Source organism: Nonlabens sp. Hel1_33_55 (assembly GCF_900101765.1).
GTDB lineage: Bacteria > Bacteroidota > Bacteroidia > Flavobacteriales > Flavobacteriaceae > Nonlabens.
On sequence record NZ_LT627735.1, the window covers coordinates 3,066,704 to 3,087,370 of the forward strand.

17 protein-coding genes are annotated in these 20,667 nt (G+C 40.9%); 15 read left to right on the forward strand and 2 right to left on the reverse strand.

Annotation, left to right across the window (positions count from 1 at the left end):
* Positions 1-50: 50 nt before the first annotated feature.
* Complete coding sequence (locus tag BLO34_RS13740; protein WP_090756118.1) at positions 51-236, reverse strand: hypothetical protein; 186 nt, start codon at positions 234-236, stop codon at positions 51-53.
* Between the two features lie 145 nt (positions 237-381).
* Here BLO34_RS13740 and BLO34_RS13745 point away from each other — a divergent pair, with 145 nt between their 5' ends.
* From BLO34_RS13745 to BLO34_RS14610, 10 genes are all read left to right on the forward strand, one after another.
* Positions 382-717, forward strand: a complete 336-nt coding sequence (locus BLO34_RS13745; RefSeq protein WP_041495143.1) for an arsenosugar biosynthesis-associated peroxidase-like protein — start codon at positions 382-384, stop codon at positions 715-717.
* Positions 718-1,057: 340 nt separating this feature from the next.
* A complete protein-coding gene (gene arsS, locus BLO34_RS13750; RefSeq protein WP_090756120.1) occupies positions 1,058-2,131 on the forward strand; it encodes an arsenosugar biosynthesis radical SAM (seleno)protein ArsS in 1,074 nt (357 codons plus the stop codon).
* Positions 2,132-2,187: 56 nt separating this feature from the next.
* Entirely contained in the window at positions 2,188-3,159 is a 972-nt protein-coding gene (gene arsM, locus BLO34_RS13755; RefSeq protein WP_090756122.1) for an arsenosugar biosynthesis arsenite methyltransferase ArsM, read from the forward strand.
* Between the two features lie 171 nt (positions 3,160-3,330).
* The gene (locus BLO34_RS13760) at positions 3,331-3,924 is read left to right on the forward strand and encodes a DUF2064 domain-containing protein (RefSeq protein WP_231959515.1); all 594 of its coding nucleotides are present in this window, start codon (positions 3,331-3,333) and stop codon (positions 3,922-3,924) included.
* Between the two features lie 50 nt (positions 3,925-3,974).
* Positions 3,975-7,184 (forward strand): SusC/RagA family TonB-linked outer membrane protein, encoded by a 3,210-nt coding sequence (locus tag BLO34_RS13765; RefSeq protein WP_090756125.1) that lies wholly within the window; start codon positions 3,975-3,977, stop codon positions 7,182-7,184.
* A 51-nt stretch (positions 7,185-7,235) separates the two neighbouring features.
* Positions 7,236-8,690, forward strand: a complete 1,455-nt coding sequence (locus tag BLO34_RS13770; RefSeq protein ID WP_090756701.1) for a SusD/RagB family nutrient-binding outer membrane lipoprotein — start codon at positions 7,236-7,238, stop codon at positions 8,688-8,690.
* Between the two features lie 180 nt (positions 8,691-8,870).
* Entirely contained in the window at positions 8,871-10,220 is a 1,350-nt protein-coding gene (locus tag BLO34_RS13775; protein WP_231959516.1) for a sodium:solute symporter family transporter, read from the forward strand.
* Positions 10,202-11,056, forward strand: coding sequence for a metallophosphoesterase family protein (locus tag BLO34_RS13780; RefSeq protein WP_090756128.1), 855 nt, complete (start codon positions 10,202-10,204; stop codon positions 11,054-11,056). Before BLO34_RS13775 ends, BLO34_RS13780 begins: the two co-directional genes overlap by 19 nt.
* Before the next feature lie 58 nt (positions 11,057-11,114).
* Positions 11,115-11,612 carry a rhodanese-like domain-containing protein gene (locus BLO34_RS13785; RefSeq protein WP_090756129.1) on the forward strand — a complete coding sequence of 166 codons (498 nt, stop codon included), beginning with the start codon at positions 11,115-11,117 and terminating at the stop codon, positions 11,610-11,612.
* A gap of 5 nt (positions 11,613-11,617) precedes the next feature.
* Complete coding sequence (locus BLO34_RS14610) at positions 11,618-11,788, forward strand: hypothetical protein (protein WP_157686847.1); 171 nt, start codon at positions 11,618-11,620, stop codon at positions 11,786-11,788.
* Positions 11,789-11,862: 74 nt separating this feature from the next.
* Here the strand turns inward: BLO34_RS14610 and metK are convergent, their stop codons facing one another.
* Entirely contained in the window at positions 11,863-13,119 is a 1,257-nt protein-coding gene (metK, locus tag BLO34_RS13790) for a methionine adenosyltransferase (protein ID WP_090756131.1), read from the reverse strand.
* A 659-nt stretch (positions 13,120-13,778) separates the two neighbouring features.
* Between metK and ilvD the strand changes: the two genes are divergently transcribed.
* The 5 genes from ilvD (at position 13,779) to ilvA (ending at position 20,618) form a co-directional block, all read left to right on the forward strand.
* Entirely contained in the window at positions 13,779-15,455 is a 1,677-nt protein-coding gene (gene ilvD / locus BLO34_RS13795) for a dihydroxy-acid dehydratase (RefSeq protein ID WP_090756132.1), read from the forward strand.
* Positions 15,456-15,465: 10 nt separating this feature from the next.
* Positions 15,466-17,199 (forward strand): biosynthetic-type acetolactate synthase large subunit, encoded by a 1,734-nt coding sequence (gene ilvB / locus BLO34_RS13800; RefSeq protein WP_090756133.1) that lies wholly within the window; start codon positions 15,466-15,468, stop codon positions 17,197-17,199.
* A gap of 150 nt (positions 17,200-17,349) precedes the next feature.
* Positions 17,350-17,880: an acetolactate synthase small subunit gene (gene ilvN, locus BLO34_RS13805; protein WP_090756134.1), complete on the forward strand. Its 531-nt coding sequence runs from the start codon at positions 17,350-17,352 to the stop codon at positions 17,878-17,880.
* 10 nt (positions 17,881-17,890) lie between these two features.
* Positions 17,891-19,354 carry a ketol-acid reductoisomerase gene (gene ilvC / locus BLO34_RS13810; RefSeq protein WP_090756136.1) on the forward strand — a complete coding sequence of 488 codons (1,464 nt, stop codon included), beginning with the start codon at positions 17,891-17,893 and terminating at the stop codon, positions 19,352-19,354.
* Position 19,355: 1 nt separating this feature from the next.
* Positions 19,356-20,618, forward strand: a complete 1,263-nt coding sequence (gene ilvA / locus BLO34_RS13815) for a threonine ammonia-lyase IlvA (protein ID WP_090756137.1) — start codon at positions 19,356-19,358, stop codon at positions 20,616-20,618.
* Positions 20,619-20,667 lie beyond the last annotated feature (49 nt).

Genomic DNA, 20,667 nt, shown 5'->3' on the forward strand with positions numbered 1-20,667 from the left:
AGCCGCTTGATGATTTTCAAGCGGCTTTTTTTATATAATGTATCAGTAAATTATACTTGATCAGTGTCTTTGCGATACTTTATCAATGAGATACCTGCAAAGAAGAATACTACGCCTAGAATGATAGAAGGCCATTGTCCTGCTCCTAAAGCCAAGCTGCCAAAAGCAGAAAGTACTCCTAAAATAAGGGCGATAGCACCGCCTACAGTCATTATAATTCCTAATATTTTAATCATGATTTTTGTTTGAAAGTTCGGCCAAATGTAAAGGAATTCAAATGTCTGTGATTTGCTTTTAACTGATATTTAATGAATTGCCACATTTCAATATTGGTGTCAAAAGTCATTAGAAATTGTAACTTGGCTATCTAAAATTTCAAAGATGGATAAGACATATTACGACCCAAAAGACTTAAGAAAATTTGGTAAAATAACCGAATGGAGTGAAGAGCTAGGAACTAAGTTTTTTGATTATTACGGGAGTGTTTTTGAAGAAGGCGCACTTACGGCGAGAGAAAAATCTCTAATTGCATTGGCTGTTTCCCATGCTGTACAATGTCCCTATTGTATCGATGCATATACTAGCGATACTTTAAAACGCGGTGTGACCAAAGAGCAAATGATGGAAGCGATTCACGTTGCTGGCGCTATAAAAGGTGGTGCAACTTTAGTTCACGGTGTCCAGATGATGAATAAAGTCAACAAGTTGGAGATGTAGCAACTCAGGATGCAGCTCAAAATCAACACTAGGATTACTAGTCTAGAAAATCATTGACACTGACTTACCTGGGGTTTTGCGATGGTATATTATACCACCTAAAATCTTCTATGTTGACTACACAGAAATATTTTAAGGTGTAAATAAAATTATGTCGAGAACCACGACTTAGAATTCATTGAAGGAGTCTAATGCGATCCTTTTACCTTTTTTACAAACACCGCATTATTCAATTCTTATGATTTCTGTAAAACTTACCCCACAATTTTATCGTATTTATGTATTGTGATTGCTCGATTACCGACAATTACAGTCATTTCATTAATTGACAACCCTATTTATGAGTGTAGCAGTAAATACTAAGAAGTCTCTCCATAAAAGAGATGCCGACTTAGCTAACATTAATAAACAACTTGAAATTCTTAACGGTGAACCATTTTCTGATGGCGAGCTACCTTCTTTTGCCATGAAGATTAAGGAAACGAACCAGTTTCCGCTTAGGCCCAAAAAGCTGGAAATTCTTCAGGTAAATGTAGGTTACATGTGTAATCAAGTTTGTGCGCACTGTCATGTGGACGCTGGTCCAGACCGTAAAGAGATCATGACTCGTGATACCATGAGACAGATTCTGGAAGTTATTAAAACTACCGAGGCGCATACACTAGATCTCACTGGTGGTGCTCCAGAGATGAATCCAGACTTTAGATGGTTTGTTGAAGAAGCTGCCAAAGCCGGTATCCAAGATTTTATCGTAAGATCTAACCTTACTATCATAAGAGCTAATCCTAAATACCACGATCTACCAGATTTCTTCAAGAAACACAACATTCACGTTGTTTCCTCCATGCCACACTGGACTAAGGGAAAAACCGATAAGCAACGAGGCGATGGAGTTTTTGACAAATCTATAAAAGCACTTCAAGAACTTAACGAACGTGGTTATGGGATGCCAGATAGTGATTTGCGATTAGATCTAGTTTACAATCCTAGTGGCGCTTATTTGCCAGGCGATCAAGCCAGTATGGAGAAAGAAATGAAGGCAGCATTGATGGAAGATTTTGGAATTCACTTCCACAACTTATTCGCTATCACCAATTTACCTATCGCAAGATTCCTGGACTATTTAGTAGCCAGTGAAAACTACGAGGACTATATGTACGCACTTGTAGAGGCTTACAATCCCGCTGCGGTTCAAAACGTGATGTGTACAAATACCATTTCCATTTCTTGGGATGGCTGGTTGTACGATTGTGATTTTAACCAGATGCTGGATCTCAAGGTGGACAACAAGATTCAGCATATCAAAGATTACAACGAGGATCTTCTCAACGATCGCAAGATCCAGATTTCGCAACACTGCTATGGTTGCACTGCCGGTGCAGGAAGCAGTTGTCAAGGAGTCGTTGCAGACTAAATTCCTTTAATCTATTTATTATCTCGCTTTCGCGAAAGCGCAATTAACCATAAACTATGAGCTACTTAAACGCTACCGAAGAATTATATAGAGACGCTGCACTAGTTCCCGATGTGGGATTGTGTTGTACAACAAATCCAGTATGGGAATTGCCAGGATTGAAGATTCCAAAGATCATGCAGGAGATGAACTATGGGTGTGGATCTACCGTGCATGCTCGTGACTTGAGCAACAATCCTAGAGTTTTGTACGTAGGTGTAGGTGGTGGAATGGAACTGTTACAGTTTGCTTACTTCTCGCGTCAAAAAGGTGGCGTGGTTGGTATTGATGTTGTTCCTGAAATGCTAGAAGCTTCCCGAAAAAACTTTAAAATAGCAGAAGAAGAGAACGACTGGTTTAAAAGCGAGTTCGTAGAACTTCACAAAGGCGATGCTCTAAATTTAAGTGCCGTTGCAGATAACTCTATTGATGTCGCAGCCCAAAACTGTCTTTTCAACATCTTCAAGGAAGAAGACCTGAAGAAAGCCATTGAAGAAATGTATCGGGTATTAAAACCTCACGGTAGATTAGTCATGAGCGACCCTACTTGTGAGCAGGAAATGAATGATGAGTTGCGCAACGACGATCGACTTAGAGCTTTGTGCCTAAGTGGATCATTACCTATTGATAAATACGTAAAAGCGCTGACTGATGTTGGTTTTGGAACCATCGAGATACGCGCTAGAAAGCCTTACCGTATTCTCGATACTAAAAATTACCCAACTGACGAATTGATCTACATAGAATCCATAGAGGTTGCGGCAATCAAAGATCCAATGCCAGAAGATGGTCCCTGTATTTTTACTGGTAAAGCAGCTATTTACTATGGCGATGAGCGTCAATTTGATGATGGCAAAGGCCACGTTTTGGTAAACAACCAGCCACTTGCCATTTGTGATAAGACGGCACAGGCGTTGAAAGACTTAGGTCGTGATGATATTTACTTCAGTGAATCTACCTATCATTATGATGGTGGTGGATGTTGCTAGGTGACAACAATTAAGAATTTCTCTAAACTGTTTCAGTGCCTACTATTTTAGGCTTACGTTAATTTACATTTACGCATCATAAAGAATTACTCAAATACCGCAGTTTTAATCTTTGCACAAAATGCAGAGGCTGACGCTCAGCACAAATTAATTGCAAATAATAAGCAATTAATGAACGTGCTGAACGAGCGAGTAATTCAGCAGGTTGAAAGAAGTGGTTTAGACTATTTTCACTTTACAGAGGCTGATCAAAGAGGCTTAGGTTTTGGCCAGCGTTTTTCAAACAGTATTCAAAATGTTTTTGAAAAAGGCTATCAGCATGTAATATGTGTTGGTAACGATACTCCAGGACTTACCACATCCCACTTATTTACCGCCGCAGAGTCCTTGAATAATGGGAAAGTTATAAATGGACCATCAATTGACGGTGGTTACTATTTAATGGGTATTGCCGCTTCTGGTTTTGACCCAAAAAGTTTTGAAGAACTACCATGGCAAACTAGCAGACTGGCTTCTAGTTATCATGATTTGCTTCAGGAAAATGGTTTTGAGGTGGAACTTTTGGAATATCTAGTAGATCTAGATTCTGAAGAAGATATCAAACGCCTTTTTAGAGGTCAAGATCTAAGAAGCAGTTTAGTTCAATCCATATTAAAGACCTTAAGTAGTAAACGTATTTTATACGTTTATACCTCAAAACAAACCATATCGGTTTTTTTTGAACTTCCCTTAAATAAAGGCTCGCCAGCATCTATCGCGGCCTAAAATTCAGTTCCTTCTAAGAAGGATTTCATTTCACTTTTTCAAATTTATACATGAAGAGAATTACTCTTGTCATGCTTATGCTGTGTGTTTTCACAGGATGGGCACAAATTACAATAACGGGTACAGTCAGTGATGCTGCTGGTAATCCTATCGCATTTGCAAACGTTGCAGAGCGAGGCACAGAAAACGGAACAACTACTTCAGTCAACGGTGATTATTCCATCACAGTCGCTGAAGATGCTGTTTTGGTATTTTCATTCGTAGGCTATCAATCTCAAAACCTTCCAGCAACCGCAAGCGGTTCTTTGAATGTTACGTTGCAAGAAGGTGACGCACTGGATGAAGTTGTGATCACAGCTTTAGGAATAAAGCGTCAAGAACGAGAGCTGGGCTATGCAGTTCAAACTCTCGATACGGAAGATATTCAAGAGGTAAAATCAGTGAATCTCGTGGACAACCTTCAAGGTAAGGTCGCAGGAATCACGGTAACGCCTGGTGCTACTGGTGTTGGTTCTTCTTCTAAAATTACAATAAGAGGTGAGGCTAGTTTTTCTAATAATAACCCACTTTTCATCGTGGATGGTACACCTATAAATAACAACTCGGTTTTCAATTTTACCAATGAAGCCGCAGCAGGTTTTCAGGAAGTAGATTTTGGAAACGGTGCTGGAGAAATTAATCAGGATGATATTGCCAGCGTTTCTGTATTAAAAGGACCAGCCGCAGCAGCACTTTATGGAACTAGGGCTGCCAACGGTGCCATTATTATCGAGACTAAAAGCGGAGGTAAGAAGCGCGGCTTGGGTGTTTCATTCAACACCAGCTTTTTCATGGACAGCGCATTTAAATTGCCAGAATTCCAGAACGAATTTGGCCAAGGTAACAGCGGTCAGTTTGAATACGTCGATGGATTAGGTGGTGGTATCAACGATAACATTTCCTACTCTTGGGGACCGCGATTGGATCAAGGTACATTGATCCCTCAATTTGATAGTCCAGTTACGTTACCAGATGGAACGGTCGTTCGCGGTGGTGATACTGCCTTGTATAGTGGTCTAGATATTACGCCAACACCGTTTGTTAGCCATCCAGATAACCTGAAGAATTTTTATGAAACTGGTTATACAGCCATCAACAATATTGCGGTTAGTAACGGTTTTGAAAAAGGAGATTACCGTTTGAGCTTTACAGATTTACGCAGTGAAAGCATTATTCCTGGCGTCAATCTGGACCGTCAGACGGTTGCGGCAAAACTTAATTTTAGACCGAGCGATAAAACTCGAATCAATGCCAGTATTAATTACGTAAATAGCGAATCTGATAATAGACCTTCGAATGGTTATGGTAGCGAAAACGTGAATTATTCGTTAGTTGCTTGGGGACCGCGCTCCTTAAATATCGATAGCCTGCGCGATTACTGGCAACCTGGATTAGAAGGTGTGCAGCAGTACAGTTTCAACTACACGTTTTTTGATAATCCATATTTTATTCTCAAGGAAAACCGCAACAGTTTTGGGCGCGATCGTTTATTTGGAAATATTTCTATCTCGCAAGAATTAACCTCAGAACTTACAGCTACGGTTAGAACAGGAATGGATTACAGCAATGAGAAACGACGTTTCCTGCGTAATTATTCGTCCAACCGTTTTCGCAATGGAGCTTATGCAGAGCACGATGTATTCTACCGCGAGATCAATACAGACTTTTTATTGAATTACCAGAAGCAATTTGGAGACTTCAGTTTTGATGCCAGCGCTGGTGGAAACCGATTGAACCAGACAGCCCAAACCACCCAAATACAGACCACTAGTCTTGCACAGCCTGGTATTTTTTCATTGAATAATGCAGCGAGCCCAATTGAAACCTTCGGGTTTACTTCTGAGAAACGGATTAATAGTTTGTACGCTTTCGCGAAAGCGGGCTACAAAAACTTCCTATATCTAGATGTTACGGCCCGCAACGACTGGTCCAGCGCACTTGCAACACCATTCACGGCAGATAACACCTCGTTTTTCTACCCATCAGTATCGACAAGTTTTATATTGAGCAACGTGGTAGAATTGCCTAGAGTCATTGACTTTGCAAAAATACGTGCCAGTTATGCAGAGGTTGGAAACGACACGAGCCCATATCAAACGCAAGGAACATTTTTATCGCAAACACCGGTAAATTCACAACCAACATTTTCCAATCAGGACTTTATCCCAAATGCTAATCTAAAGCCAGAAACTACATCCAGTATTGAATTAGGATTTGATGTGCGCTTTTTGAAACAGCGATTGAATCTGGACTTTACGTATTATAATGCGGTAACTGATGATCAGATTCTTTCACTTCCTATTGCTATATCTTCTGGATTTAGCCAGCAGGTTGTCAATGGTGGATCAGTCAGAAATCAAGGTGTAGAAATCATCTTAAATGCTATTCCTGTTCAGAACACCAATTTTGAATGGAGCGCAACCGCAAATTTTGCGAGCAGCAGAGCGATCGTGGAAAGTTTACCGCAAGAAGATGGTCGTTTGACATTAGGCCTATCTAGGGTTTATGACAACTCTGACCAGACAGTTTTCCATCAGGTGGAAGAAGGTGGTCGTGTAGGCGATTTGTATGGAACGGGTTATATACGTAATGAAGATGGCCAGTTTATATTGACACCTGCAGGACGATTTATCGCAGATCCTGAACTGAGAAAACTAGGAAACTACAATGCAGACTTCCAACTAGGCCTGACAAATTCTTTCAGGTACAAAGACTTTGATGCGTCCTTTTTATTGGACTGGAGACAAGGCGGTATCCTGGTTTCTAGAACGCTAGCACTTGGTGCCGTTGGAGGGCAATTGAACGACACCTCATTTAGACCTGAAGAAGGTATCGTGGCAGATGGAGTTATCAATACGGGAACTCCAGAAAATCCAGTGTACGTTCAGAACACCACAGCAGTAACTGCTGAAAGTTATTACCGTCAATTCTATGACCGTAATCACGAAGAAAACAATGTTTACGACGCCAGTTATTTGAAACTGCGACAGTTCTCTATAGGTTACAATTTTGAATTGAAAGATGGGGCTTTCGGAATATTTGGCGATGGTGCAGACCTGAGAGTTTCATTGATCGGTAGAAATTTATTTGCTATTAGTGAAATTCCGCATTTTGATCCAGAGCAGCTTGCAGTGCAAGGTCAAGGCTTTGTCAACGGCGTGGAGGATATGTCCTATGCGTCTACAAGAAGTATTGGTTTGAAAGCTGGTATCAATTTTTAAAATTATTTCGCTTTCGCGAAAGCGAATTCACAACATAATACATCAAAAATGATGAAACATATTAAAATATATAGTTGGCTGGTTTTGGCCTTTTTAGGTACAACGATCGTTTCCTGTACCAACGACTTTGAGGAATTAAACACAAATTCTAACGCTCCCGTGAGCGTGCAACCCAGCTTGTTGTTTAGACAAGTGATATACGATTATGGTGAGCAAATGTCCTATGAAGGTTTTGTCGCTGGTGGTTTATTAAGCCAGCACTTGACGGCACTGGATTTCAACCTGTTTGATCGTCATGCTTTGAAGAGCCCACAATTAGGTGGTGATCCATGGCCTATATTTTATAGAAATTTGAGAGATAACGAGATTATTATTGATCAATCTCAGACCACACCAGCTTTTGCGGTATATGAAGGTCCGGCTTTGATATTTAAAGCTTACATGACGGCTGGATTGACTGATATTTTTGGAGATGTGCCTTATACGGAGGCTTTCAAAGGATTAGATGGTACCGTACAACCTGCCTATGATTTGCAAGAAGATATTTATCTACAAGAAAACGGAATTTTAGACAATCTAGATAAGGGTATCGCAGCCATACAGGCATATAGTGGATCTATTGCACTGGAAGGTGATGTGCTATTTAACGGAGATCTGGATGCTTGGGTACGGTTTGCCAACAGTCTTAAAATTAAGGCGCTTGTACGGATATCTGCTAAAGAAAATGTCAGCGCGAGATTACAATCCTTATATGATGCACAGAATTATATCAACTCAAACAGTCAGAATGCAGTGTTCAATTTTACCGATGGTGAGCCTAACAACTTCCGTTTAGCACGATTGAGAGCTGGTGACTTTAACAATTTTGTCATGAGTGAGACGATGGAAGAAATATTGGAAGGATTGAATGATGATCGCATTGACGTACTCTTTCGCCCACGAGCTAATAATGCCAATGGCGATGATTACGAAGGTTTGATTAACGGCATAGACGCCTCATCAACATCAGTAAGTCTCGCAGATTTCTCATTGGCAGGAACCATCTTCAGAGAAAATACGGGAATGCTGGATGCTAATTACATGACAGCATGGGAAACCAACTTCCTACTTGCAGAAGCTGCCCAAAAAGGAATTATTACCGCACCGGCTCAAGAATTATATGAAACTGGCGTAGCTCAAGCTTATGAATATTGGAATACAGAGTTACCTGCAGACTACCTGTCCACGACAGGAGCTTATGCAGCAAATGGTAACGATCCTATAGAGCAAATTATCACTCAAAAATGGATTGCCAGTATGATCAATGGTTATGAAGGCTGGATCGAATTCCGTCGTACAGGTTTTCCAATGCTCATGGATGTTTCTGCTAGCTTAAACAATGGATTGATTCCTGTAAGAATGCCTTATCCTGCTGAAGAGGCCGCACTAAATGCTGACAATTATAGTGTAGCTGCGAGCGCAACCAATGATAACAGTATTAACGTGCCGGTTTGGTGGGATGAGTAGGATTTAACGGCCGTAAACTTTTGATTAAAGATTTGAAAAATTGGAAGCAAGCCGCTTCGAGCGAAAGTCGAGAAGGAGCGGATGAACTGTTACTAAGATTGAACTGAACAATATTAAAAAATTAAACATACGAGTTTTTATAAACAGCGCTCGAACTGGCAATTAACCTAATACCTGAATTTGGATTTTCTAACACAAACATCAACATTGCAATGGCTGCTTATCATAGGCAGCAGTGTTGTGTTTTTCATATTGGCACCTTACGCAAAGGATGTGGAGACCTTCTTCAAGGCTCAGCATCGTGGTAAGGCACCTAGTATGATAATGCTTACAGGTAGTTTGATAATCTCTTGGATTTTTGCAAAAAGCATTACCAATGCTGCAAATCTAGGTTTAGAGTTTGGATTAGTTGGAGGTGTGGCATATGCAGGTTATTACTTATCATTTGCCGTAGCGGGAATTATCATTTATCAACTGCGTAATGTAGGTGGTTACGAGAGCATTCACCAATTTTTGACGCATAAGTATGGCAAGCAAGCGGTAGCTCTGTTTTCTATACTCATTAGTTTCAGGTTGTTTAATGAGGTGTGGTCCAATACGATGGTGATTGGGACTTACTTCGGTGATATGGGATCCACGCCTTATTATGCTGCGATTATCGTGTTCACGTTACTCACTTTAGCATATACTTTAAAGGGTGGTTTAAGTAGTTCCATTTTCACCGATGTGATTCAGATGGTTCTATTTTCTGTCCTATTGATGATTATCCTAGGAGTCATTTTTGCCGAGCCATCCGCTAACGTAGGCGAGATGATGACTAGTGGTACCTGGTCTATGGAAATGGGTTTGAATCTGTTTTTTGCTGCCTTATTACAAAGTTTTAGTTACCCGTTTCATGATCCAGTACTAACAGACCGCGGCTTCATTACAAGTCCTAAAATAACTCGCAAAAGCTTTTTATGGGCTGCCGTTTTAGGTGGTTTGTGTATCGTGCTTTTCAGTCTGGTAGGTGTTTATGCACAGCAGGCTGGATTGGAGGGTCAAGCTGCAGTTGAAGTAGCAAAAAAATTAGGGGTCGTCCTTTTACTTATTATTAATTTTATAATGATCACCAGCGCGGCAAGTACGCTGGATAGTACGTTTTCCAGTTTTTCAAAATTATTGACACTTGATTTAGGTTTGGGCTCGACCGTGACATTCGGTCGTGTGATGATGGTTTTGGTAGCTGTATTGGGAACCATACCAGTATTTCTGGACACAGAAATTTTGAGTGCCACCACCATTAGCGGTACCATGGTCATAGGTTTAACTCCAGTTTTTCTTTTGTGGAAATTGAAGGTTCCCAGATCCAGCTATTTTTTGTCCGTCATTTGCGGTCTGGTATTCGGGATGCTGCTTGTTTTTGAGTGGTTTCCAGAATCACTCATATTTACAACAGGAAGGTACGCCAGCCTGCTATGGATCAACATTTATGGAGTATTACTAAGCTTCCTATTATTTCTATTGCCATTATGGATAAAAAGATTTTAAACTTGGGCCGCAAGAGCGGTAAGATGCTCCTTTTTGGTGGCGTTTATAGCAACCTTCAAGCGCTGGAAAGTTTGATCAAACTTGCAGGTGATCAAGGAATTGCTCCAGAAAACTGTATCTGTACAGGTGATATTATAGGATATTGCGGGCAACCACAAGAGAGCTTAGATACCTTTAAAGATTGGGGAGGGCACAGCATTTTGGGTAATGTAGAAATCCAGTTGCGGGATGATCAGGAAGACTGTGGCTGCGATTTTACAACAGGCTCTCGCTGCGATGGATTTAGTGAGATTTGGTACGCTTTCGCGAAAGCGAACTTACACACATCATCAAAACAGTATTTCAGCACTTTGCCAGACCATATTATTTTTGAATATGCTGGCCAAAAGGTTGGTATCGTACATGGCAGCTATAACCACGTATCCCAATTCATTTTTAAATCAACGGATTGGTCTGAAAAACAACAGAATTTTGATAGTTTAAATGTGGATGTGATCGTTGCAGGACATTGCGGCCTGCCTTTTGCAGATCATTACCGCGATCAAACCTGGCTCAATCCAGGAGTGTTGGGAATGCCTGCAAATAATGGCTCCAACAAAACCTGGGCAATGATTATTGATGATGCACAAGGAATGAATTATGAGCATTTTCAACTTAAGTATGATCACAATACCACAATAGTAGAAATGCAGAAAAACCGATTGCCGGCAGAATATGCTGTGACGCTTCAAACTGGAATATGGGATAATATGGAAATATTACCCGATGTTGAAAAAGAATTGCAGGGATCAGAAATCATTTTGGAGAACCCAGTAGATAACCTTATTCAAAATTAGATGGGTCATTAGGAATATAATTGGTGACAATTATGAGAGATTATTAGAATTTAATATTATGAGAACTATACTATTTTTTTGTTTCGTTTTGGGGTGTTCCGCTTTCGCGAAAGCGCAGTCAATCGACAGCGTCTTAAAGAAATACAATAGTCATAGCGTACCCTATATATCAGTTGAAGAATTGAAGATGGATTACGATAACTACCTCATTCTGGATACTAGGGAAAAGGAAGAGTACGACGTGAGTCATTTACCTAATGCCATCTGGGCTGGAAAAACGATCAAAGACTGGAAAAAGCACTCAAAACACACTGATAAAAAAGTAGTGGTGTACTGTACTATAGGCGTACGTAGTGAGGATTATGGTGAGGAATTGCAAGCAGCAGGATTTCAAAATGTCAAAAATCTCTACGGTAGTATCTTTGCCTGGAAGAATGCTGGATATACGGTGGTAGATGCTAAAGGAAAACCTACCGAAAATGTCCACACCTATTCCAGAACATGGGCGAAATACCTCAAGTCTGGCAATAAAGTTACTAGTGTTTCAAAGAATTAAATCACATGGATATCCCTAAATGGTTTTGGAAGATTTTATTCTACACTAGTTGTGTGGGAAGTGGATATGTTTTATTCCTTATGGCTACAGGCGAGAAGGATCGTGGCTACATTTGGTATCTTTTCCTTTTCTTAATGGCACTATGGTTTGCCATGCGACAGATGCGTAAATCGTAATCAACCCTAAAACAAATAAAATAAAAAACCCAAAGCGTTTACGCTTGGGGTTTTTTAAATACGTCTAAATTTTATTACAGATTGAAAGCTTCTTTAACCTTGTCCACAAAGTCAAGTTTTTCCCAGGTAAACAATTCTACTTCTTTGGTAATCTTTCCATTGTATGGAGATTCAAAAACTTTGGTCACGAGTTTGGGTTCGCGACCCATATGTCCATAAGCAGCAGTATCACGATAAATAGGATTGCGCAGTTTAAGGCGTTTCTCTATGGCTGCTGGTCGCATGTCAAAGATTTTAGCGACTTTCTTAGCGATATCGCCATCTTTCAAGTCAACTGTCGACGTTCCATAAGTGTCTACGTGAATAGATGTAGGTTCGACTACACCAATGGCGTAAGAAACTTGAACTAATACCTCAGTTGCTAATCCAGTTGCCACAAGGTTTTTGGCAACGTGTCTCGCAGCATAAGCGGCGCTTCTGTCAACCTTAGATGGATCTTTACCAGAGAACGCTCCACCACCGTGAGCTCCTTTTCCACCGTAGGTGTCAACAATAATTTTGCGACCGGTCAAGCCAGTGTCACCGTGTGGACCACCTATAACAAATTTACCAGTTGGGTTGATGTGGTATGTAATATTATCATTGAACAATTTCTGCGCATAAGCAGGTAACTGTTCTTGAACACGCGGTATTAATATCTCAACCAAATCTTTTTTGATCTGTGCTAGCATGGCATCATCATCTTCATTAAATGGATCGTGCTGCGTAGAAATCACGATGGCATCAATGCGCTGTGGTACATTATCATCGCTGTATTCAATAGTGACCTGAGATTTTGCATCAGGACGTAAATAAGTGATGTCTTTGTTTTCGCGGCGCAGCTTAGCAAGTTCGATCAAAATTTTGTGCGAGATATCAAGTGCCAACGGCATATAATTCTCGGTCTCGTTCGTCGCATAACCGAACATCATTCCTTGATCACCAGCGCCTTGCTCTTCTTTGCTCTCACGATCTACACCTTGATTTATGTCCTGGGATTGCTCATGGATCAATGAAATCACACCACAGGAATCTCCAGAAAACTGATATTCACCTTTGGTATAACCTATATCGTTGATGATTTCACGTGCAATGTGCTGGACGTCTAGATAAGTATCAGATTTCACCTCGCCGGCCAAAACTACCTGACCTGTAGTTACTAAAGTTTCACAAGCGACTTTGGATTCTGGGTCAAAAGCCAGAAAATTATCCAGCAACGCATCACTGATCTGGTCTGCAACTTTATCTGGGTGACCTTCACTCACAGATTCTGATGTAAATAAATAAGGCATATATGTATTACGCTTTCGCGAAAGCGTAACTAATCAATTACACCTTCACAAGATTTATAAAATGTAAAAAAGGAAGAAGGACTGGATGCAGTGAATACTACTGTTTTAGCATTTGTGTCCTGCTGGGCAAGACGAGGTTGCAATCAGTCAAATCGATCCTCTTTCTAGTGATCAAATATACATATTATGACCACTATTGAAACCTGAACTTATAGATTTTATAACATAAAGGGAATTATTATACAAGGTTCAAAATCCTTCAAGAAATTTAAAGGGGTTATTAATTTTCACAAAATTTTGATTAATCAATAACTTTCCTCACATTTACCACATGAATCATACAGCTATTAACATTGTCATTCGAGTAATTATTCAAATCTGAAAAGATTAGGAATGGCTATTTATATATAAAACCTTCCTAATCAGGAAGGTTTTTTCATTTAAGCTATTTCAATAAAAGTATTGAACATCATACATTAAAATCAATTAAGTAGTTGAAATACAGAATTATAAGCCGATAATGATACGTTTGAACGAACTTAGAGCAGTAGTATTAAAGTATGATTGGAATACACTTTAAATAAATTTGATCAATCCAGTATGGAAACCATAGAAATGAACCAACCAAGAAGCTTTACGACTTCGCTTAAATCTAGCGCATGTCTTTAAATAAATATAGTAAAACAGTAACTCAAGATCCAACACAACCAGCGGCTCAAGCAATGTTGCATGCCATTGGTTTGACTAAAGACGATTTGAAGAAACCTTTTGTGGGTATTGCCAGCACTGGTTACGAAGGAAATCCTTGTAACATGCATTTGAATGATCTTGCAAAACTGGTCAAACAAGGAACCTTAGAAAAAGATATTGTTGGTTTGATTTTTAATACCATAGGTGTAAGTGACGGTATTTCCATGGGAACACCAGGAATGCGTTATTCCCTACCATCTCGTGATATCATTGCAGACTCCATGGAAACAGTGGTACAAGCAATGAGTTATGACGGATTGGTAACAGTCGTAGGTTGTGATAAAAATATGCCAGGCGCTTTGATGGCTATGATTCGATTGGATCGCCCTAGTATATTAGTTTACGGTGGTACGATTGATTCAGGATGTCACAATGGTCAGAAGTTGGATGTGGTTTCGGCTTTTGAAGCTTGGGGCAGTAAGGTAGCTGGTACCATGCAAGAAGAAGAATATCAAAGTATCGTTGAAAAAGCTTGTCCAGGAGCCGGCGCTTGTGGTGGTATGTACACAGCAAATACCATGGCGAGTTCTATAGAGGCTTTAGGTATGGCTTTACCTTATAATTCTTCTAACCCAGCATTGAGCGACGATAAAAAGCAGGAGTCAGTAAATGCTGGTAAAGCAATGCTGAACTTGTTGGAAAAAGACATCAAACCATCTGATATCATTACTCGCAAATCGTTAGAGAATGCAGTACGAATGGTAACGATTTTAGGTGGTTCAACTAATGCAGTCCTTCATTTCCTTGCCATAGCGAGAGCGGCACAAATTGACTTCACACTCAAAGATTTCCAGAAAATCAGTGATAACACACCTTTCTTGGCAGATCTTAAACCTAGTGGAAAATACCTGATGGAAGACATTCACCGCATCGGCGGAATTCCTGCCGTTATGAAATATCTATTATCAAAGGATTTGATCCATGGAGACTGTCTAACAGTAACTGGAAAAACCGTAGCCGAGAATTTGCAGGATGTTCCAGATCTTTCCAAAGATCAGGACGTGATAAAAACAGTAGAACAGCCTATCAAGGTTTCTGGCCATCTCAGAATGCTTTACGGCAATCTAGCAAGCGATGGAAGTGTTGCTAAAATTACGGGCAAGGAAGGATTGAAATTTTCTGGAAAAGCTAAAGTATTTGACGGCGAGTATGCTGCAAATGATGGTATACGTGATGGTAAAGTAAGTAAGGGCGATGTTGTGGTGATACGTTATGAAGGTCCTAGAGGCGGTCCTGGAATGCCAGAAATGCTCAAGCCTACTGCCGCGATCATGGGAGCAGGATTGGGTAAAGAAGTTGCTTTGATAACAGACGGTAGATTCTCTGGCGGTACGCATGGTTTTGTGGTAGGTCACATCACTCCAGAAGCACAAGAAGGTGGAGCGATCGCATTGGTAAAAGACGGAGACATCATTACGATTGACGCCATTTCAAACTCAATTGTACTTGAAGTTTCTGATGAAGAGTTGGAACAAAGAAAAGAGCAATGGAAACAACCAGCGCTCAAATTTTCAAGAGGTGTACTCTATAAATACGCAAAAACAGTATCAAACGCCTCAAAAGGTTGCGTTACTGACGAATTTTAAACAGCTGATTATGAAAGAACAAACAGCAACTCAAACTGCGCCTAGCGCCACAACCACAGAAAGAATGTCTGGAGCTGAAGCTATTATCAAATGCTTCCTTGCAGAAGGTGTTGATACTGTCTTCGGTTATCCTGGTGGAGCCATCATGCCTTTGTATGATAAATTTTACGGTTATCAAGATGAACTTAAACACATACTGACAAGACACGAGCAAGGCGCGACACATGCTGCTCAAGGTTATGCTCGTATCTCCAATAAAGTAGGTGTTGCGATCGCCACTTCTGGCCCTGGAGCAACCAACTTAATTACTGGTCTTGCAGACGCTATGATCGATTCAACGCCCATGATTTGCGTTACTGGTCAGGTAGGATCTCATTTGTTGGGAACTGACGCATTTCAGGAAACGGACATTGTCGGGATCTCAACGCCAGTCACAAAGTGGAATACACAAATCACAAAAGCAGAGGACATACCTACAGTCTTTGCTAAAGCCTTCTATATCGCTCAAAGCGGTCGTCCAGGTCCTGTATTGATTGATATAACTAAGGATGCCCAGTTTGAGGAGTTCGATTTCGCTTACGCAAAATGTAACTCTATCAGAAGCTATGTGCCAGTTCCAGAAACTGTGGTTGGATCTGTTGAAGCAGCAGCCAAAGCTATTAATGAAGCAAAGAAACCACTGATCGTTTGGGGGCAAGGCGTTGTGCTAGGAGAAGCCGAAGAAGAATTGATCGCAGTGATTGAAAAAGGTGGAATTCCAGCGGCGTGGACCATTTTAGGTGCTAGCGCCGTTCCTACTTCGCATGATTTAAACGTAGGAATGGTAGGAATGCATGGAAATTATGGTCCCAACATTTTGACCAATGAGTGCGATGTACTCATCGCAATAGGGATGAGATTTGATGATCGGGTTACGGGTGATCTTTCTCGCTATGCAAAACAAGCCAAAATCATTCACTTTGAAATTGATCCAGCTGAGGTAAGCAAGAATGTACATGCAGATATTCCGGTTTTGGGAGATTCTAAAACGACACTTGCTGCATTGCTGCCACATCTTGAAGAGAAAACCTACCCAGAGTGGAGACAAAAGTTCGCCGATTTATATCAAATAGAATTGGAGAAAGTCATCAATGATGACATGAATCCGCCGACGGACGGTTTGACCATGGGCGAGGTGATCCAGCAAATTAACAAGCAATCTGGCGGGATGGCCGCTATTGTAAGTGATGTGGGCCAGCACCAGATGGTCGCTTGCCGCTACTCAGATTTTAAGAAGACACGCAGTAATATCACCTCCGGCGGATTGGGAACCATGGGGTTTGCTTTGCCAGCAGCGATAGGCGCAAAGATGGCAGCGCCTGAGCGTGACGTAGTTGCCGTGATTGGTGATGGTGGTTATCAAATGACCATACAGGAGTTGGGAACTATTTTCCAAACAAAAGTCCCGGTTAAGATTGTGGTGCTGAATAATGAGTTTCTAGGTATGGTTCGTCAATGGCAGCAGCTCTTTTTTGACAAGCGCTATGCCAGTACAGAAATGATCAATCCAGATTTCATCAAAATTGCCGAAGGTTATCACATCAAGGCAAAACTGGTTACAGACCGTAATGATCTCGCCGGTGCGGTAGAAGAAATGATGAAAAGTGATGAAGCCTATTTCTTGGAAGTACGTGTGGAAAAAGAAGGAAACGTATTCCCTATGATCCCTACAGGTGCGGCCGTTTCAGAAATTAGATTGGAGTAGAAAAACGGTCAGTCTGAACCTTTTGAAAAAGAATTTTGATAAGATAGAGGTTGATTTGAAAACGCTTTCGCGAAAGCGAACTCAATAGCAAACAGTAGAAAAGAAGAATTAGTGAAGTTGTCTAGCGACGACTGGATAAACAAAAATTACATGGAGAACAACGAACAATTATATACCATATCCATCTATACCGAGAATAACATCGGTTTGCTGAATAGGATTTCGGCGATTTTTCAGCGACGTCACATCAATATCGAGAGCATCAATACGAGTGCTTCAGAGATTGAAGATGTCTCAAGATTCACCATTCTCGTGAGTATGAGCGAGGAACAGATGAAGAAGATCATTGGTCAGATTGAGAAGCAGGTTGAGGTCATCAAAGCATTCTACCATACAGAGGAAGAAACGATCTATCAAGAATCATGTCTTTTCAAAATCAAATCTGACTTGCTTTTTGAAGAGCGCCAGATCCAGAATATCATAAAGGATAGCAACGCGAGAATCGTCACGGTTAATAAGGAATACTTTGTACTGGAAAAATCAGGAAGGCGCAGTGAAGTTGATCTTTTGTATAGAGAACTAAGCGCGTTTGGAATTCTTCAATTCAACCGGTCAGGACGCATCGCCGTTACAAAAGATGCCATGGAAATATCTAAAATGCTAGCAGCACTAAACTCATAAAAACCAAACAATGTCAAATTACTTTAACACCTTATCATTATCGCAACAACTGGAACAACTTTCCAAATGCCGCTTCATGGAGCAGGCCGAATTTGAAGATGGTGTCGACGCCCTTAAAGGAAAAAAAATAACCATTGTTGGTTGTGGTGCGCAAGGACTCAATCAAGGGTTAAACATGCGTGATTCAGGATTGGATATCTCTTATGCCTTAAGACAGGCAGCTATTGATCAAAAGAGACAATCCTATAAAAATGCTACTGATAACGGTTTTACGGTCGGAACTTACGAAGAACTGATTCCTAAATCAGATGTTGTTTTGAACCTAACACCTGATAAGCAACACAGCGCTGTGGTAGAGGCAGTAATGCCACACATGAAAAAAGGATCCACGCTTTCCTATTCTCACGGTTTTAATATCGTAGAGGAAGGTCAAAAGATTCGTGAAGATATCACCGTAATTATGGTGGCTCCCAAATGTCCGGGATCAGAGGTGCGTGAGGAGTATAAAAGAGGATTTGGAGTGCCTACATTGATTGCCGTACACCCAGAAAATGATCCAGAAAACAAAGGTTGGGATCAAGCTAAAGCTTATGCGGTAGCCACTGGTGGCCATAAAGCTGGTGTTTTGGAATCTTCTTTTGTTGCAGAGGTGAAGAGTGATCTTATGGGAGAACAAACCATCCTGTGTGGTGTTCTTCAAACCGCTTCCATTTTGTTATTTGATAAAATGGTCGCTCAAGGCACTGATGAAGGTTATGCGTCAAATTTGATTCAATACGGTTGGGAACGTATTACCGAAGCATTGAAACACGGTGGTATTACCAACATGATGGATCGCCTAGACAATGCCTCAAAAATTAAGGCCTATGAATTTTCAGAAGAATTGAAGACGATCATGAGACCTTTATTTGTCAAGCATCAGGATGATATTATGTCTGGTCATTTTTCCAAAACCATGATGGAAGATTGGGCAAATGACGATAAGAATCTACTCAAATGGCGCGCAGAGACGGAAAACACCGCTTTTGAGAAATCCACAGCGACTGGAGACATCAGCGATCAAGAATACTTTGATCATGGTGTGGCAATGGTCGCGTTCATCAAAGCAGGTGTGGAACTTGCTTTTGAGACCATGGTAGCATCAGGAATCGTGGAAGAAAGCGCTTATTATGAGTCGCTTCACGAGCTGCCATTGATTGCAAATACGGTCGCTAGGAAGAAGTTATATGAAATGAATCGTGTCATTTCTGACACGGCAGAATATGGTTGTTACCTATTTGACCATGCAGCAAAGCCATTGCTGTCTGACTTTGTGGATGATCTTGATAAGGATGTTATTGGTAACGCTTTCGCGAAAGCGGAACAAACCGACAATCATAAACTCATACAAGTCAACAAGGCGATAAGAACTCATCCAATTGAGAAAATAGGAGAAAAATTACGCGACTCGATGACCGCTATGAAATCCATCTAAAATGGTAAAAACGGAAGTGTATTACCCTAAAATGAAGGATATCGAGGCCGCTGCAGAACGTTTGCAGGATGTTGCTTCCTTGACTCCATTGCAATTGAATGATTTGTATTCTGCTAAATATGGGTGCAATGTTTATTTCAAGCGCGAGGACTTGCAGACCGTGCGATCTTATAAGATACGTGGTGCTTACAACAAGATCTCAACCATAAGTCCAGATCAGAGAGCTAGCGGTATTGTGTGCGCTAGTGCGGGAAACCACGCTCAAGGTGTGGCGATGTCCTGCCAGGTGTTGAAGATTCAAGGAACGATCTATATGCCTTCACCTACACCGGTTCAGAAAATCGATCAGGTAAAAATGCATGGCGGTTCTTACGTTAAGGTCGTCCTTCACGGCGATACCTATGACGATGCCTATGCTGCAGCTTTTGCAGAAAACCAGAAGCTAGGCAAATGTTTTATTCATCCATTTGATGATGAGAAAGTAATTGAAGGCCAGGCCACCGTTGGGCTGGAGATTTTGGACCAGTCAGATGTCAGCATTGATTATTTGATTATGCCTATAGGTGGTGGTGGTTTATCTGCTGGTGTCTCTACGGTATTTAAACAACTATCACCACAGACGAAGATTATAGGCGTGGAACCTACAGGAGCACCATCCATGGGTACTTCTATATTTAATAGGCAAAACACGACTCTGGATAACATTGAAAGCTTTGTTGATGGAGCCGCTGTGAAAAGAGTAGGAGAGCGCAATTTTGAAATTTGCCAGAAAAACCTCGAACAAGTCATAAGCGTGTCTGAAGGTGCCATTTGTCAGACTATTCTAGATATGTATAATCAGCAAGCGATCGTTGTCGAGCCTGCTGGTGCCATGAGCATTACTGTTCTGGAGCAATTACGTGAAGAAATTAAAGGCAAAAATATTGTCTGCGTAGTGAGCGGTAGCAATAACGACATCACCAGAACTGCCGAAATCAAGGAGCGCGCTTTACTTCAATCCCAGCTCAAACACTATTTTATTGTTCGGTTCCCACAGCGTGCTGGAGCCTTGCGCGAGTTTGTGGAAAAAGTGCTGGGTCCCAATGATGACATTACCCACTTTGAATACACTAAAAAAACAAACCGTATCAACGGGTCAGCCGTTGTAGGAATAGAGCTCAAATCTCCAGCCGACTTTGATTCCCTTGTTGAGCGTATGAAATCTCTCAATTTTTATGGAGATTATATTAATGAGAACCCAACCTTGTTTGAATTTTTGGTATGATGCTATTAAAATATCACAAATAATAAAAACAAAGTACGACCTTCAAAAA